Annotated in this window: 13 protein-coding genes; 8 read left to right on the top strand and 5 right to left on the bottom strand. The window is 62.5% G+C overall.

Features of this window, described 5'->3' with window-relative positions; genetic code table 11:
• Positions 1–104: 104 nt before the first annotated feature.
• Positions 105–2,171, top strand: coding sequence for a BTAD domain-containing putative transcriptional regulator (locus CK218_RS00895; protein ID WP_095826583.1), 2,067 nt, complete (start codon positions 105–107; stop codon positions 2,169–2,171).
• Positions 2,172–2,249: 78 nt separating this feature from the next.
• On the opposite strand, the gene CK218_RS00900 is transcribed toward CK218_RS00895, so the two are convergent.
• From CK218_RS00900 to CK218_RS31355, 5 genes are all read right to left on the bottom strand, one after another.
• The gene (locus CK218_RS00900) at positions 2,250–3,287 is read right to left on the bottom strand and encodes an MBL fold metallo-hydrolase (protein WP_095826584.1); all 1,038 of its coding nucleotides are present in this window, start codon (positions 3,285–3,287) and stop codon (positions 2,250–2,252) included.
• Between the two features lie 108 nt (positions 3,288–3,395).
• A complete protein-coding gene (gene choV / locus CK218_RS00905; protein ID WP_095826585.1) occupies positions 3,396–4,577 on the bottom strand; it encodes a choline ABC transporter ATP-binding protein in 1,182 nt (393 codons plus the stop codon).
• Positions 4,574–5,428 (bottom strand): choline ABC transporter permease subunit, encoded by an 855-nt coding sequence (choW, locus tag CK218_RS00910; RefSeq protein ID WP_066994259.1) that lies wholly within the window; start codon positions 5,426–5,428, stop codon positions 4,574–4,576. Before choW ends, choV begins: the two co-directional genes overlap by 4 nt.
• A gap of 121 nt (positions 5,429–5,549) precedes the next feature.
• Positions 5,550–6,485: a choline ABC transporter substrate-binding protein gene (locus tag CK218_RS00915; RefSeq protein ID WP_066994256.1), complete on the bottom strand. Its 936-nt coding sequence runs from the start codon at positions 6,483–6,485 to the stop codon at positions 5,550–5,552.
• 23 nt (positions 6,486–6,508) lie between these two features.
• Positions 6,509–6,631, bottom strand: a complete 123-nt coding sequence (locus CK218_RS31355; protein WP_259979959.1) for a hypothetical protein — start codon at positions 6,629–6,631, stop codon at positions 6,509–6,511.
• 87 nt (positions 6,632–6,718) lie between these two features.
• On the opposite strand from CK218_RS31355, the gene CK218_RS00920 reads away from it, so the two are divergent.
• The 7 genes from CK218_RS00920 (at position 6,719) to CK218_RS00950 (ending at position 14,941) form a co-directional block, all read left to right on the top strand.
• Positions 6,719–7,330: a thymidine kinase gene (locus tag CK218_RS00920; protein ID WP_066994253.1), complete on the top strand. Its 612-nt coding sequence runs from the start codon at positions 6,719–6,721 to the stop codon at positions 7,328–7,330.
• Positions 7,331–7,661: 331 nt separating this feature from the next.
• A complete protein-coding gene (locus CK218_RS00925) occupies positions 7,662–8,750 on the top strand; it encodes a hypothetical protein (protein WP_095781261.1) in 1,089 nt (362 codons plus the stop codon).
• 34 nt (positions 8,751–8,784) lie between these two features.
• Positions 8,785–9,930, top strand: a complete 1,146-nt coding sequence (locus CK218_RS00930; protein ID WP_095826586.1) for a hypothetical protein — start codon at positions 8,785–8,787, stop codon at positions 9,928–9,930.
• A gap of 24 nt (positions 9,931–9,954) precedes the next feature.
• Positions 9,955–11,865 (top strand): AAA family ATPase, encoded by a 1,911-nt coding sequence (locus tag CK218_RS00935; RefSeq protein ID WP_095826587.1) that lies wholly within the window; start codon positions 9,955–9,957, stop codon positions 11,863–11,865.
• Between the two features lie 102 nt (positions 11,866–11,967).
• Positions 11,968–12,384, top strand: a complete 417-nt coding sequence (locus tag CK218_RS00940; RefSeq protein ID WP_095826848.1) for a DUF559 domain-containing protein — start codon at positions 11,968–11,970, stop codon at positions 12,382–12,384.
• A 109-nt stretch (positions 12,385–12,493) separates the two neighbouring features.
• The gene (locus CK218_RS00945) at positions 12,494–13,801 is read left to right on the top strand and encodes a DUF6638 family protein (RefSeq protein WP_095826588.1); all 1,308 of its coding nucleotides are present in this window, start codon (positions 12,494–12,496) and stop codon (positions 13,799–13,801) included.
• A gap of 15 nt (positions 13,802–13,816) precedes the next feature.
• A complete protein-coding gene (locus CK218_RS00950) occupies positions 13,817–14,941 on the top strand; it encodes a DUF2333 family protein (protein ID WP_095826589.1) in 1,125 nt (374 codons plus the stop codon).
• Positions 14,942–15,241: the final 300 nt, after the last annotated feature.

The following is a 15,241-nucleotide window of genomic DNA, read 5'->3' on the forward strand; positions in this document are numbered from 1 at the left end:
CCTTGCCGCGTTAGGTTGCTTGACCTGCCGCGAATGCGGCAACGGCGGCATTCCGGCATGGAATTGGGCTGCCGGATGCTTCCTGTCGTCTTTGGTGATAGAACATGGACCAACTGGTGAGCGTTGGAGAAAGCGTGGGAACATACGTGGAATCCAGCCGATCGAGCCCGAACGACACTGCCGCCGCCCTGTCCTTGCGACTGCTTGGGCAACTGACGATCGCGCGTGGCGGCGAGCCGGTTAAATTGCCCTCTTCGCGCAAGTTGCGCGCGCTGCTGGCCTATCTGGCGCTCGCGCCACATCCCGTCAGCCGCAGCCGGCTTTGCGAGCTTCTGTGGGATGTGCCGAACGATCCGCGCGGCGAGCTTCGCTGGTGCCTGAGCAAGCTTCGCGGCGCGCTGGACCAACCGGGCCTGCACCGGATCGAGACCGAGGGCGACACCGTGGCGCTTCGTCTTGCCGATACGAACGTCGATGCCGTCGAAGCCGCCGCAGCGGTCGCCGAAGGGATCGAGACGCTCAGCCTCGGGCGTCTTCGGACGCTTGCGCAGCTCTTCGCCGGCGATTTCCTTGACGGGCTGGAGCTCGATCGGAGCCCGCATTTCACCAGTTGGCTGACCGCGCAACGCCGCCGTTTCAGCTCGTGCCACGTCGCCGTTCTGGAGCACATCATCGGCCTGCTCCCCCAGGGAGCCGATGAAGCGGGCGCCTATCTGGACAGATGGCTGGAACTCGCGCCCTTCGATGGCCGCGCCCATGTGGCGCTGCTGGAAAACCTTGCGCGGCGGGGACAGATCGGCGCCGGTGAGGAGCATATTGCAACCGCGGCGGAACTCTTCCGCTCCGAGGAGCTGGATGTCGCTCCGTTGCGGGAAGCATGGCACGAGATCAAGGCACGCCATTCCAGCGCAACGCCATGCGCGCGATCCGGACTAGCTCTTCCGGCCCCACAAGCACCGATCGTTGCCGTCGAATCCGAACCCGCATCGGTGCGCCGGGCCTCGTTGGCGGTGATGCCGTTCGCGGAAAGCGCCGTCAATTTCCGTGGCGGGCTTGCCGACGGCCTGACCCACGACATCATAACGCGGCTCGCCAAGCTTCGCGATTTCTTCGTCATTGCCCGCGGATCGGTCTTCGCGCTTGCCGAGAAGGACATCGCACCGGAGGACGCCGGTCGCCGGCTGAATGTCGATTATGTGGCGACGGGCTCGGTCCGCAGCCTTTCAGGCAGGGTCATCGTCTCAGTCGAGCTCGTCGAGGTCCGCACCGCGAGGATCGTGTGGGCCGAGACCTTCGAGCACAGGCCGGACGAGATCTTCACGGTGATAGACGACATCGGCAACAGCATCGTTTCTTCGATCGCCGCCGAGATCGCGACTGTCGAGCGAAACCGGGCAATGCTGAAGGCGCCGAATTCGCTGAATGCGTGGGAAGCCTATCATCGCGGGCTCTGGCACATGTACCGCTTTACCCGCCAGGAAAACGAACTGGCGCAGCAGTTCTTCAATGACGCCCTGAAGCTCGACCCGACCTTCGCCCGAGCCTATGCAGGCCTCTCCTTCACGCATTGGCAGAATGCCTTTCAGCGTTGGGGCGATCGCGACCGTGAGGCGTCGCTGGCTTTCTCAACCGCGGGTCACAGCCTCCTGGTCGATGACCGCAATCCGGCCGCGCACTGGGCGATGGGCCGCGCCTTGTGGCTGCGCGGCGAGCAGGACGGCTCGCTGCTCGAGTTGGCAAAGGCCGTCGACCTCAGCCCGAACTTCGCGCTCGGCCACTATGCCCTGTCCTTTGTCCATTCGCAGTCGGGCGATCCGCAATCGGCGATCGGCTCCTCCGATCACTCGCGCCATCTCAGCCCCTTTGACCCATTGCTGTTCGGCATGATGGGCGCGCGGGCCATGGCCCATGCGCGGCTGGGCGAATACGATGAAGCCGCCGAATGGGCGCTGAAAGCTGCGGCCAGGCCCAACGCCCATGTCATCATCCTGGCGATCGCCGCGCATTGCCTGGCGCTGGCCGGCCGCCAGGACGAGGCACGAAACTTCGCCGCCGCGATCCGCACCACGTGGCCCGACTATCGGGCGGACGATTTCATCGCCACCTTCCGCTTCGACCGGGACGGCGAAGCCCTGTTCCGCAGAGGCGCGATGCTGATCGGATTGAATTGACCGAGGTCTGGCCGAGCCGAGAATGGCGACCAGGAACGCGGCGTTTGCAGGCCGGCATCAACTGAATATCAATAGACCTTAGCGCATCAGCGGACCGCTCGCCTTCCGCCACGCATCGATGCCGCCCTGGATGTGGCGGGCGGTCGATATCCCGCGATCCTGCGCCGCCTGCACGGCCATCGCCGAGCGCTCGCCGAAGGCGCAATAGAACAGGATCTGCTTGGCTGTCGATCTCGCCAGCTCATGCAGCATTCCGCCGGCGGCCATGTTCTCCTGCAGCCGCGCATAGGGCAGATGGATCGCGCCGGGAATGACGCCGTGGCGATCCCGTTCGGATTGCTCGCGCAGGTCGATCAGCGCCACGTCGGGCCGACCGACCAGCGCCAGCGCCTGTTCGGCGGTCACTGCCCAGCCGCGGCTGGCGATGTCGTCCTGATGCAGCCCCACCCGCATGTTGGCCGGCACGGCCACATCCATCATTTTGGGATTCGACAGCTTCAGGTTGTTCATGATGTTCACGTATTCGTCCACCGACTTCACCTGCAGGCGCGGATTGAAGGCCTTTTCCTCGCCGATCGTCGACACGGTTTCGCCCTTGTAGTCGTGTGCCGGAAAGATCAGCGTCTCGTCGGGAAGCTTAAGCAGGCGGCCGAAGATCGATTCATATTGCTGGCGCGGATCGCCATTCTGGAAGTCGGTGCGGCCGGTGCCGCGAATGAGCAGCGTGTCGCCGGTGAAGACGCGGTCCGGCAGGACGAAGCTGTAGGAATCGTCAGTGTGGCCGGGCGTATAGACGACGTCCAGCGCCAGTCCCTCGATGGCAAGCTTGTCGCCGTCGGCAAGCCGCATCGACACGACGTCGGCCTTGGTCTGCTCACCCATCACGGTGACGCAATGCGTCCTGTCGCGCAGCGCGCCGAGCCCGGTGATGTGGTCGGCGTGAAGATGTGTGTCGACCGCTTTGACCAATCTGAGGTCGAGCTCGTTGACCAGCTGCAGGTAGCGTTCGACCTTCTCCAGCACCGGATCGATGATCAGCGCCTCGCCGCCGCGGCGGCTGGCGAGAAGATAGGAATAAGTGCCCGAAACGGAATCGAAAAGCTGACGGAAGATCATTTTATCGGCCCCATGCGCGAGCGGCCCAACCCCGGCTGCCGACCAAGTCTAGAACAAGCATGAGGTGCCCGCCAGCGAACACTTCATGCCGATCTAAGGGCCGAGCTCCTACCGCCTCAGCACCGCGCTCAGCACGTCGCGGATGCCGATCGCGCCGACGAAGCGCGAGCCTTCGTCGAACAGCGCCACCGGTGCCGTCTGCGAGCGGTGCATGGCGAGCATCACCGTCTTCAGCGACGTGCCGGGATTGGCCCAGAACACCTGCGCACCCTCCTCCGGCTGCCTCTCGACCTCGGCGCAGGATACCCACACCGCCGGCTTGCCGTCGCGTTCGGCCGCCGCCACCAGGCCATGCTCGTCGATCTTGAAGCGCGTTGTCTTGCGCCGGTCGAGCCAGACCCAGCCATTCTCGCCCTGCTCGAGATCGCGGCGGTCGCGCATCACGTTCCAGGCGGTAAGCACCGAGAGCGGATTCACATTGGCGATGAAGTCGCGGACATAGTCGTTGGCCGGCCTGAGCACGATGTCTTCCGGCGCGCCGGTCTGGACGATGCGCCCGCCTTCCATGATGGTGATGTGGCTGCCGATCTTCAGCGCCTCCTCGAGGTCGTGGCTGACGAAGATGATGGTCTTCTTCAGCGCCGCCTGGAGCTGCAGGAGCTCGTCCTGCAGCTTGGTGCGGATCAGCGGATCAAGGGCCGAGAACGGCTCGTCCATCAACAGGATCGGCGCCTCGGTGGCGAAGGCGCGGGCGAGGCCGACGCGCTGCTGCATGCCGCCCGAAAGTTCATGCGCGTATTTCTTCGACCATTGGTCGAGATGGACCAGTTGGAGCTGCTTCTGCACCCGTGCCTTGCGCTCGGCCTCCGGCACGCCGGCGAGCTCCAGGCCGAAGCCGACATTCTCCTCGACCGTGCGCCATGGCAGCAGGGCGAACTGCTGGAACACCATCGCCACCTGCTTCTGCCGCAGGCGTCTCAGCGTCGGCTCATCGCAGGTGACCACGTCGACCGTGCGGTCGCCGTCATTGACCAGCACCTGGCCGCGCGACACCACGTTCAACCGGTTGACGGCTCTCAGCAGCGTCGACTTGCCGGAGCCGGAAAGCCCCATCAGCACCGAGATCTCGCCCTCATGCACGGTGAGGTTGGCGCCGGCGCAGCCCAGCACGTTGCCGGTCTTTTCGAGGATTTCGGCGCGGGTTGCGCCCTGGTCGATCAGCGCGAGGGATTGCGCCTGGTCGGCACCGAAGACGATATCGACATTCTTGAAATCGACGGCGACGGTCATTTCTTGCCTCCAACGCCGATGCGGGTCATGCGATCGAGCACGATGGCGAGCACGACGATGGCAAGGCCTGCTTCAAGCCCGAGGTCGATCTTGCGGGAGCCCAGCGCGCGGTTGATTTCGGTGCCCAGACCGCCGGCGCCGATCAGCGCCGCGAACACCACCATCGACAGCGACAGCATGATCGACTGGGTCAGCCCCGCCATGATCGTGGGCAGCGCCGAGGGCAATTCGACCTTCCACAGAAGCTGGTTCTTGGTGGCGCCGAAGGACTCGCCCGCCTCGATGATCGCCTTGGGCACCGAGACGATGCCAAGATGGGTGAGACGCACCGCCGTCGGGATGACGAAGATGATGGTGACGATGAGGCCGGGCGCGTTGCCCAGCCCGAACAGCGTCAGCACCGGGATCAGGTAGACGAAGGTCGGCAGCGTCTGCATCAGGTCAAGGACCGGCAGCATCACGCGGTAGACCTTCGGCTTGTGCGCCGCCCAGATGCCGAGCGGCACGCCGATCGCCATTGCCATGGCGGCGGCGGCCACCACCAGCACCAGTGTCTGCACCGTCTGCTTCCAGAGGTTCTGGTTGATGATGAAGATGAGGCCGATAAAGACCCCGATGGCGAGCGGCCGGGAGCGTTGCAGGAACCAGGCGATGACGGCGACGACCAGCGCCAGCAGCACCGGCGGCAGCATCAGCAGGAGGTCCACCGCCCCGTCGAGGATGAAGTTCAGGCCGTTCGAAAAGGCCCTGAAGACGGTGTCGAAATTCTCGGTGAGGAAGCCGAAGAAGGCCTTGCCCCATGGACCTATGGGGATCTTGTAGGCGACCAGAAATTTCGAGATCGGATCCATCTTTCCCCTCTTTGATCCTTGCCGCCCTTGCCGAGCGGTCACCTTCTCACAGCATATGAAAAAGGGCAGCCTTTTCCAGCGGCTGCCCCTTTCCGGAGATCATGCCGGACTCAAAGCCGGCTCAGCTCCCGAGCGCAGTCTTGATGGCCGCAGCCGCATCGCCGCCGTCGAAGGTGGTCACGCCGGCGATCCAGGGCGCGATCGCGTCCGGATGCTTCTTCAGCCAGTCGGTGGCGACCGTCTGGGCATCGCCGCCTTTCAGGATCGCGTCCATCATCTCGCCTTCCATGTCGAGATTGAATTTCAGGTTGGAGATGAACTTGCCGGCATTCGGGCACTCGGTGGTGTAGCCCTTGCGCGTGTTCGTATAGACGGTGGCGGCGCCGAAACCGCTGTCGCCCATCCCGTCGAGATAGGTGATCTTCATGGCGCCCATCACCGGATGCGGCGTCCAGCCGAGGAAGGCGATCCACTCATTGTTCTTCATCGACTGCTCGGCCTGCGTCAGCATGCCGGCTTCCGAGGACTCGACCAGCTCGAAGCCTTCGAGATTGTCCTTCGGGTTCTTGATCATGTCGAGGATGATGCGGTTGCCGTCATTGCCGGCCTCGATGCCGTAGATCTTGCCATTGAACTTGTCCTTGAACTTGCCGAGATCGGTCAGCGTCTTGACGCCCGCATCTGCGACATAGGTCGGCACGACGATGCCGTAGCCGGCGCCGGTCAGGTTGGTGCTTACCGTCTCGACCGAGCCGTCGGCGGTATAGTCCTTGATGTCATTGGTCATCGACGGCATCCAGTTGCCGAGAAAGACGTCGAGGTCCTTGTTCTTCAGCGACGCATAAGTTACCGGCACCGAAAGCTGGATCACCTGCGGCTCGTAGCCGAGCGCGGTGAGCAGCACCGAAGCCACCCCGGTGGTTGCCTGGATATCGGTCCAGCCGACATCGGACAGACGCACGGCCTTGCAGCTCGCCGGATCGCCGGCATAGGCCGCGGTCGTGGACAGAAGCGCCGCCAGCCCGAGGCCGGCGACGAAGGATTTCATACGCGACATGAACTTTCTCCCATTGCGGTTTTTTAAAGCGGCGCGAAGTCACGGTTCTTGCGCCCGCCTTGTTTCGCCAGCCAAACACCATTTTGATGCGGTTTCAAGCGGTTCCACACCGCGATCAACGGCGCGCGCTTGCCATTCAGCGACATGCCGCGCTTTCCGGCGGGCCCGCTTTTTTGGTGGAAGGAGCCCGCGGCCCCTTCCCCGCGCCGCGGCAATTGAGCTTAAACACCCATATGGCCAAGCTCTACTTCAACTACGCAACGATGAATGCCGGCAAGACGACGATGCTCCTGCAAGCATCCTACAACTATCGCGAACGCGGCATGACGACGATGCTGTTCGTCGCCGGCCATTATCGCAACGGCGACAAGGGACTGATCTCGTCGCGCATCGGTCTCGAAACCGAGGCCGAGATGTTCCGCGACGGCGACGATCTCTACGCCCGCGTCGCCGAGCATCATGAGCATACCACCGTGCATTGCATCTTCGTCGACGAGGCGCAGTTCCTCGAGGAGGAGCAGGTCTGGCAGCTGGCCCGCATCGCCGACCGGCTGAACATCCCGGTCATGTGCTACGGCCTGCGCACCGATTTCCAGGGCAAGTTGTTTTCCGGCTCGCGCGCGCTGCTCGCCATCGCCGACGATCTGCGCGAAGTGCGCACCATCTGCCGCTGCGGCCGCAAGGCGACGATGGTCGTTCGCCTCGGTCCCGACGGCAAGGTGGCAAAGCAAGGCGAGCAGGTGGCGATCGGCAAGGACGTCTATGTCTCGCTCTGCCGCCGGCACTGGGAAGAGGAAATGGGCAGGGCTGCGCCCGACGACTTCATCGGCTTTGCCCGCAACTGAGACGGGGAGCGACGTCCGACGAAGGCGGGCAATCGCTGCCATCGGCCGGCCGATGGCCGGTTGATTGCCACGATCCGCCACAAGAGATTTTGCACACTTCCCAGCGCCGCAGCTTGTCCGCAAAAACAAGAGCTTAAGGCATACCAGCTAAAGCTGCCTGAAGGCGGCGCGCATTACTCTGGCCATGAGCATGCTTGCCTTATCTTTCAAGGACCTGGCCAATTCTTTTGTTTTGCCACGTCTCCCTGTCTTCCTTCTTTCAATCGCTTGAGCCCCCACATATATTCGGCGACGTGCGACACGAAACCGGATGCCGAAGCGGGAGGCCCCTATGGCGACGTTGCAGAATTTCGATGCCGAAATTGCCAAGACTAAGCAGGTCGTCGAGGACATGCGCACCAAGATCGAGCAGTCCGGAACCGTGCTCGACACGCTGGCGCAGGCCGACAGGAAGATCGGCGATGCCAATTTCGACCTCGAGAACGCCCGCATCGAGGACGTGCTGAAACAGCAGAAGGTCATGGAAGGCAATATCGCCGACCTGATCATCGGGCTGGAGGACGCCACCAATGTCTTCGGCGCCGAATTCGAGAGCATGAAGAGCTACACCGGCTGGGAAAATCTCGTCGGCGTCTTCTCCGAGCAGCGCAAGCAGCGCATGCGCACCGACCGCGTGCGCAACATGTCGCTCGCCGGCAATTTGCAGGAGCTGCTGGCGAAATCCGACACCATCGTCGGCATCCTAAAAGCCCAGAAGCAGATCCTCGACCAGCGCTACAAGACCTCCGAAGCTAGCCTGTCGCAGGTGATCGAGCGCCGCAAGGCGACTATGACCAATCTCGAGGCGGTGCAGAAACGCATCGAGGAACTCAACCCGATGCTGCTCGACGTCGAGAACAAGATCGCCGCCTCGACCAGCCAGAAGGAGCGCACCCAGCTCGAGGGCGAGCGTTCGAAGATGGCGACCGAGTACAACGAGAAGCAGGCCAAGGAGCAGGAGTTGCTGGCCGAAAGCCAGACGCTGGAGCGCTACACCTCGATGTTTCAGACGTTTGTCGATTCCCTCAACAACCAGATCGCCGCGCAGTCGACGCTGATCAACAAGCTGACAATCGACACCGAGCAGCGCATCGTGCTCTACAAAGCTCTGGAAGACTCGCTGAAGACCGCCGCCCAGCAGGACGTCGCCCACAAGATCAACACGCTGGGCAGCCAGGTCGACAACACGGCCGAGGAGACGATGGCCGGCATCGGCGCCGCTTCGCAGAAGCACATCGGCGATCTCTTGGAGATGCACGAGAAGAATATGGTGGCCACCGCCGACATCCAGCGCCGCAAGAAACTCGCCGACGACGCCTTCGCCCGCCGCTTCGACGAGGTGATGAAGAAGCACAATTCGGCGAACTACGTGCAGCAGTAGGCGGTGTGACGGCATTCTTCGACACGGCGGTGCCATGACCCCCCAAAAAGAAGCGGCGGCGCGCTACTTCTTCGCCATCACCGCGGCGCTGAGCGGGCTGGAAGTGTTCATGCGCGACGATCGCTCGCCGCTCTACCGGCACGGCATCGTCGCCAAGATCGTCGCCGAATACATCGCCCGCTTGGAAAATTCATTCGACTGCTGGCGCAACCGGCTGGGCTTCATGGATACGTTCCGCATTTCGCGCGCCGACAGCGGCTATCCGGTGTTCCAGAACCTGCTCGAATTGGAGAACGACCGCCGACAGGCCGATAGCCGGCTGGCCAACATTCCGCAGGCCGGCGAGTTGCGCGAGGAGATGGCCGACTTCATCCTGCGCCACAAGGAATTCCCTGTGGCGCTGCAAAGGTCGATGGCCGAGCGGCTCTATCTGGAGGGCGTCAAGAGCGAGACCACCTTCGGTCCGTTCACGCTGGCGCAGACGGCCAAAGTCTCGGTCAATCCCAAGACCATGCGGCCTTACTATCTCGTCCACTGGGCCTCGTTCGACGGCAGCGCCAACCTGCCGCTGATCTATATGGTGACGGTCGAGGACTCCTCCGAGAGCATGGTGCGACAGCTCGTCGACGCGAACGGCAAGCTGAACGAGAAGATCGACATTCCGCTTCCTGTCGATGGCCTGCTCAACCCCGAGCTTGCCCACCGCTTCGACGATTTCACCGAGAAGAATTCCGCCTACACGCTGTCGCCGGCGACCATCGCGGTCAATCTCGACAAGGATTTCGAGCCGCTGCACCCGAAGCAGTTGCGGCGCGTCGTGCTCGGCCCGTTCTATTCGGCCGGGATCACCGAGAACAATTCGACCGTTACCGAGGTTCTGGCCAAGGTGCGCAGGCCGGAGAACGCCTGGCTGCTCACCTGGACCATTCAGGAAGTCTTTTCCAAGTCCGAGAAGCCCGGCCGCAAGGGGCTGTTCTCCAGCGAAAAGACGACGCAGGAATTCTTCATCAACACCGACGACCTCGAAGCCGCGCGCCAAGGCGTCTCCAGCTATGAGAACCACGCGCTGATCCCGCACGAGGCCTATCAGGCGCTCTACGCCGCGGGCGAAGCGCAGAAGATCTTTTCCGGCTACAAGGTCCACATCCTGTCCAAAGGGCAGGTCATCAGCGATGTGTGACCGTCGAACCGCGGAGTATCCGTAATGGACACCGGGCTGACCACGATCTCGGAATCGACAATCGAAAAGCATCGCGCCACCGCGCAGAGCTTCATCACCCGCATCGTCGTGCTGGAGGATCCATCGCGCGAGTCCGGCACCGCGCTCGCCGGCACCAACCGGCGCTTCGTCTCGACCGTCTCGGCCGGTTCGGTGCGCCGCACGCGCGAGGTCGAACTGTCGAAAACGGTCGCCGCGATCCATCCCGACGACCAGCTGATGAGCATCCCCCAGCACATGCTTCTCTACCGCGCCCGCCGCGGCCTGGCGATCGCGCTGGCCATATCGGATGTCTTTGCCGAGGGATCCGATCTCGAAAGCCTGCAGGCCAAGAACGCGCGTGCCCCGCTCGAAGGCGACGAGGCGGCGACATTCAAGAAGCTGCTGTCGGCCTCCGCCTACGTTTCGGCTTTCAGCTTCGCCTCCTACCTGTTCCAGCTGATCGACAGCGACGGCGAGGCGCCGAACGACAGTCCCGAACCCGACTTCCTGTTCGACACGCCGCAGGACGCGGTGAAGTCGATCGTGGCAGGCCTCGACAAGGCGATTGCCGGCTCCAAGGACGATGCCGATCTGATGACCAGGGCGCGCGCATTCGCCCGCGTCGCCATCGACGGGCTGCTCGCGCGCAAGGGGCGCTTCGACGGCATCGGTCCGTTCGAGAACGCGCATATCCGCATCGATGCCGACGACTTCACGCTCGACGGCTTCGACGTCGCGCCCGGCAAGCGCTTGAAGCCGCTGGTGATGACCTTCAAGAAGCCGGACGAGGTCGTCGGCAATCACATTGCCAAATACCAGTCGGTAAAGCTTGCCAAGATGCTGATGGCCTATGATTTCGAACGCGAGCTGAACCCCTTCGTCGAGCTCGGCGGCTTTCTGTTCACCTTCATCGGCGACGGCGCGCCAGGCACAGGCAAGACGACGCTGATCCAGATGATAGCCGGCCTCGTCAACAACTATTGTCAGGTCGCCGGCTATCCCCTCGTCTACGAGAATTTCGGGGTCGACCAGATTTCTTCCTACCAGGGCAAATCCGGCCAGAACTGCCGCCAGTTCATCAACAATGTGCTCAATCCGCGGGCTATCGGTTTCGGCACCATCGACGACATCGACCAGGTGGCGGCGCGACGCTCCGACGACCGCGCATCCGCCGGCCAGCAGGAGATCACGGGCGTCCTCATGGACGCCTTTGCCGGCGCTTCCACCGTGGTGCGCGGCAACTGCTCCTTCGGCATGTTTTCCAACTACCCCGAAAATGTCGACGATGCGCTGCGCCAGCGCGCCGGCGCCCGCTGGCTGGTCGACGGCCCGCAGAGCCGCGACGACTACATCGACATCTTCGTGCTGCTCGCCGGCAAGAACCACAAGATCCCGCTGGGCAAGCACGAGCTCTATGCCGCGCAGGAAATCCAGCGGGCGGTGACTGCGGCTTATGAGGAGCACGAGAAGCCGCAGGAAGATGGGCTGATGAAGGTCTATGAGCGCTACATGAAGGAAAACGGCGCGCCGAAGACGATGGCCGATATCGGCACCTACCTGCACATGATCAAGGATGCCGAACCGCGCTTCACCGGCCGCGCCATCAAGAACGTCACCGACGCCATCAAGATGCGCGCCATGGACATCGAGCTGCCGGACGACTGGTTCGAGAAGCCGGAAGCCTTCATGCACAAGAGCTACGACGACAAGAAGGCGATGATCGAGGAGTTGCGCGGGCCGTTCTCGATGGACATGGTCATGCAGGAGATCAACCGCTACGCCGATTCCGAATTCCGCTACTCCGACAAGTCCGACGACGCGGCGGTCGAGAAGCTTTTGCGCGATGCGCGGCTCCGCGAACGCGCCGCGCGCGAGATGGAGGAGTTGAAGAAAAGGGGGCTTTGGAATGCGTAGGCTTCCTTCGCTGCCCGCAAGTGCGGAAGGATGTGGTGCCAACGTCGGCGCCTCCCTCTCCCCGTCCGTCACGGGGAGAGGGTAAGGGTGAGGGGCAGCGCCGTGCGTGGACCAGAAGTCGCTACAACGAAACGGGCAAGACGCCTCCGGCAGTCGGATAACGACGCGGAAACAGCTCTTTGGATGGAACTGCGCGACAGACGATTGAACGGCCATAAGTTTGTGCGGCAGTTTCCGATAGGCAATTATTTCGCTGATTTTGCCTGCAGGGAGTGCCAGCTCGTTGTCGAGGTCGATGGCAGCCAGCATGCAGGCAACAGCTACGACCAGATCAGGGATCGCTTCCTGATCTCAAACAATTGGTCCGTTCTCCGCTTCTGGAATGTCGATGTCTTGAAGAAGCGGGATGAGGTGCTCGAAACCATACTTGCTGCGATCGAATGTCGTCTCGATCGTCTGATCGAGACGCACGAGCTTCGATTTATTGCTGCCAGCGGCTACGGGGAGACAAATCTTTGATCGTTGGCGCCGCCCCTCACCCTTACCCTCTCCCCGTCAAGAACGGGGAGAGGGGGGCGTCGGCGTCGCCGCTTCGCCTTTCGAGGCTACATCCGTCGGACCTTTGCCAATGACCCGTCCCGCCAAAAAGCCCGACCTTCTGCGCGACAACGAGCTGATCTATGGCAGGCTGCTCGTCGTCGATGAGCCGCATCTCATCCAGCGCTACAACAAGGCTCTCGTCGCCTTCGGCCTCGAGCCGACCAAGCTGACGAGCTTCCAGATCGACCGCACCGGTTTCTCGCCCGAGGTGGCCGAGGAATGCGGCGATTACGGCTATCTCGATCCCAACGAGGTCAACCGCCGCTTCATCATCCTGACCCCGTCGCAGATCGATTTGCCGGTCGTGCACACCGCCTTCTCCAACACCTCGCAGCTGATGTTCGAGTTCATGTCCAAGAACCAGCGTGCCATCGACGCGCTGACCATCAAGGACGTCATCTACGGCGAGATCGAGGACTCCGTCCCCAAGGTCGACGACATCGAGGACCTGCTGTCGATCAACCAGGTCGAGTTCAAGGTATTGTCGGCCGAGGACGTGCTCGGCAAGGCGGCCGAACTCGGCAAGCTGGTCGACCGGCTGAAGCAGGAACCCGACGCCTGGCGCGACAACGCCATGCTCGAGCGCATGGTCGGCCTCGCCAAGGTCTGCGGCGACATCCGCGAGAACGCGCTGGTGCCCGATCAGGTGATCTTCCGCCACAACGCCTACTGGACCAGCCATTTCGGCGGGCTGTACGTCTTCGTCGACCCGGACATGACGACGGTGATCAGCGATCCGGCTGCGCCCGGCTTCCGCCGCTCGCGGCCCTGGCAGGTGAGCTATCTGTCGATCAACGACGCCGACAAGGTATTCCGCTTCCTCGCCGCCACCGGCCGTCTTGACCTGCCGCGCGCTTCCTGGATCGAGACCTCGGGCTATCTGGAGCACCGCGCCGAGATTGTGGTCCGGGCGCTGATCCGCGATGCCGAGCCCAACCGCAACCTGACGGACGTCGACAAGGTCTGGCTGCAGACCTGGATCCACAGCCATGCCGACCTGATTGCCAGCGACGGCAATTTCCCTTTCCTCAACGCCGCCAAGCGCGAGATCGCCCAGTTCGGCCACCTGAAGCTTGAAGATGTGCCGCCGCGCCAGCGCTTCCTGGTTGTGCGCGCCAAGCCCGATCATCCCGATGCCTGGCTCACCAATCAGTTGATCTCGGATTTCGTGCCGCAGGACTTCGTCTCGCGCTACGTCTTCAATAAACCGGGCTTCTACAAGGACTTCGACGGCTTCAGCGATGCATGGCGATCGCATGTTGTGGACGTTCTGAAAACCACATATTTGAAGGACAAGGCTGCATTCCGCGCGCGCCTTTACGGCTTGACGGACTGAGGGGGGACGAGAGCCATGCTTGATCCGATCGTGAATTTCTTCACCCGGATTTTCCAGTGGATCGGCCGCGGCATAGGCTTCGTCGTCGGCATTATTCTCTGGCCGTTCATATGGGCCGGCCGCTGGTACGGCCAGCGCGGCTGGATCCTGAAGGCGGTGGTCGGCCTTGCCTTGCTGGTTTTGATCGGCCTTTACGCCAACTTCTTCTACGCCACCCAGTGGTGGAACAATTTCGACCCGAACTATCCTGACAAATACACCTTCGAGAAGCGCAGCGTCTCGGCCGGCGAGCAGGTCTCCGCCGGCGCTGGCACCGACACCGCCAAGACCTGCGGCAACTCAGGGATAGCCCAGGTGGCTGCCGATCTGACGGACTTCAACGTCAACCAGAATGCCTGGGTCTCCTCGATGATCCTTTACAAGCTCGGCTTGTTCGGCATCGACTGGGACCATACGCCGTGGATGGACAACAAGGCCTCCTTCCAGCGCGGCATCAACCAGGCGGTCCGGCGCACCGCCACCGAGCTTGCCGACAATCTCGGCCGCGTGCGCACCACCTCGCAGATCGACGCCGACCTGCAGGATGCACGCGGCAATCTCCAATTCGACGAAGAGACCTGGTATTTCGGCCTCAACCCGTTCGGCCCCAAGACGCCGACGCCGAGCTACTACCGCGACGCGGTGCGCAAGCTGCGCTCCTTCAACGGTCGCCTTGCCAGCTGTCAGGCGACGTTCGATGCCCGCGCCGACAATCTGAAGCAATATATCGACCGCATCGCCAGCGACATCGGCTCGACCTCCGCGATCTTGAAGGAGCGCGCGGAGAACCATAATGACGGCTGGTTCGACTTCCGCGCCGACGACCGCTTCTGGTTCGCCTATGGCCAGCTCTACGCCTATTACGGCCTGATGAAAGCGGCGCAGGCCGACTTTGAGGACGTGATCAAGGAAAAGCACCTGCAGAATTTGTGGGACACCATGGACGCGCAATTCGTCTCGGCACTGCGCATCCAGCCCTTTATCATCGCCAACGGCCGCGAGGACGGCTGGCTGCTGCCAACGCATCTGACGACCATGGGCTTCTATATCCTGCGCGTGCGCTCCAACATGGTCGAGATCAGCAACGTGCTCAGCCAATAGCGCTGCTGCCACCGCAGGACGGTGGCGGATTTGCGTCGTCGCGTCTGTCGCATTCCGTGCATTGCGCGGCTGTTTTGAGACGGCGGAACGATCCCTGCTCTGGCTTCTATACGCTCGCAACGACCGGGCGCCAAAGACCCTTGGGAAGGTCGGCCGGGAACGCAGTAATTTCTTCACAGGAAACATAGTTGCATGAAAGTTGACGCCGTGACAGCGACAGGGTTAGAACATGCCCTTGCGTCCGGGCGGAAACGCAGAACCGCCCTGTTTCCTCGTTTTAACGCAATTCCGGACGGCAGA

Origin of the sequence: Mesorhizobium sp. WSM3879 (assembly GCF_002294915.1) — a bacterium.
In the GTDB taxonomy this organism is placed as follows: Bacteria; Pseudomonadota; Alphaproteobacteria; order Rhizobiales; family Rhizobiaceae; genus Mesorhizobium.

What these genes read in the sequence shown, in the direction of transcription:
- CK218_RS00895 (WP_095826583.1), top strand. Translation starts at nt 105, where the DNA reads ATGGACCAACTGGTGAGCGTTGGAGAAAGCGTGGGAACATACGTGGAA.
- choV (WP_095826585.1), bottom strand. Translation starts at nt 4,577, where the DNA reads ATGACCGTCGCCGTCGATTTCAAGAATGTCGATATCGTCTTCGGTGCC.
- CK218_RS00900 (WP_095826584.1), bottom strand. Translation starts at nt 3,287, where the DNA reads ATGATCTTCCGTCAGCTTTTCGATTCCGTTTCGGGCACTTATTCCTAT.
- choW (WP_066994259.1), bottom strand. Translation starts at nt 5,428, where the DNA reads ATGGATCCGATCTCGAAATTTCTGGTCGCCTACAAGATCCCCATAGGT.
- CK218_RS00950 (WP_095826589.1), top strand. Translation starts at nt 13,817, where the DNA reads ATGCTTGATCCGATCGTGAATTTCTTCACCCGGATTTTCCAGTGGATC.
- CK218_RS00930 (WP_095826586.1), top strand. Translation starts at nt 8,785, where the DNA reads ATGACCCCCCAAAAAGAAGCGGCGGCGCGCTACTTCTTCGCCATCACC.
- CK218_RS00945 (WP_095826588.1), top strand. Translation starts at nt 12,494, where the DNA reads ATGACCCGTCCCGCCAAAAAGCCCGACCTTCTGCGCGACAACGAGCTG.
- CK218_RS31355 (WP_259979959.1), bottom strand. Translation starts at nt 6,631, where the DNA reads ATGTCGCTGAATGGCAAGCGCGCGCCGTTGATCGCGGTGTGGAACCGC.
- CK218_RS00915 (WP_066994256.1), bottom strand. Translation starts at nt 6,485, where the DNA reads ATGTCGCGTATGAAATCCTTCGTCGCCGGCCTCGGGCTGGCGGCGCTT.
- CK218_RS00920 (WP_066994253.1), top strand. Translation starts at nt 6,719, where the DNA reads ATGGCCAAGCTCTACTTCAACTACGCAACGATGAATGCCGGCAAGACG.
- CK218_RS00925 (WP_095781261.1), top strand. Translation starts at nt 7,662, where the DNA reads ATGGCGACGTTGCAGAATTTCGATGCCGAAATTGCCAAGACTAAGCAG.
- CK218_RS00935 (WP_095826587.1), top strand. Translation starts at nt 9,955, where the DNA reads ATGGACACCGGGCTGACCACGATCTCGGAATCGACAATCGAAAAGCAT.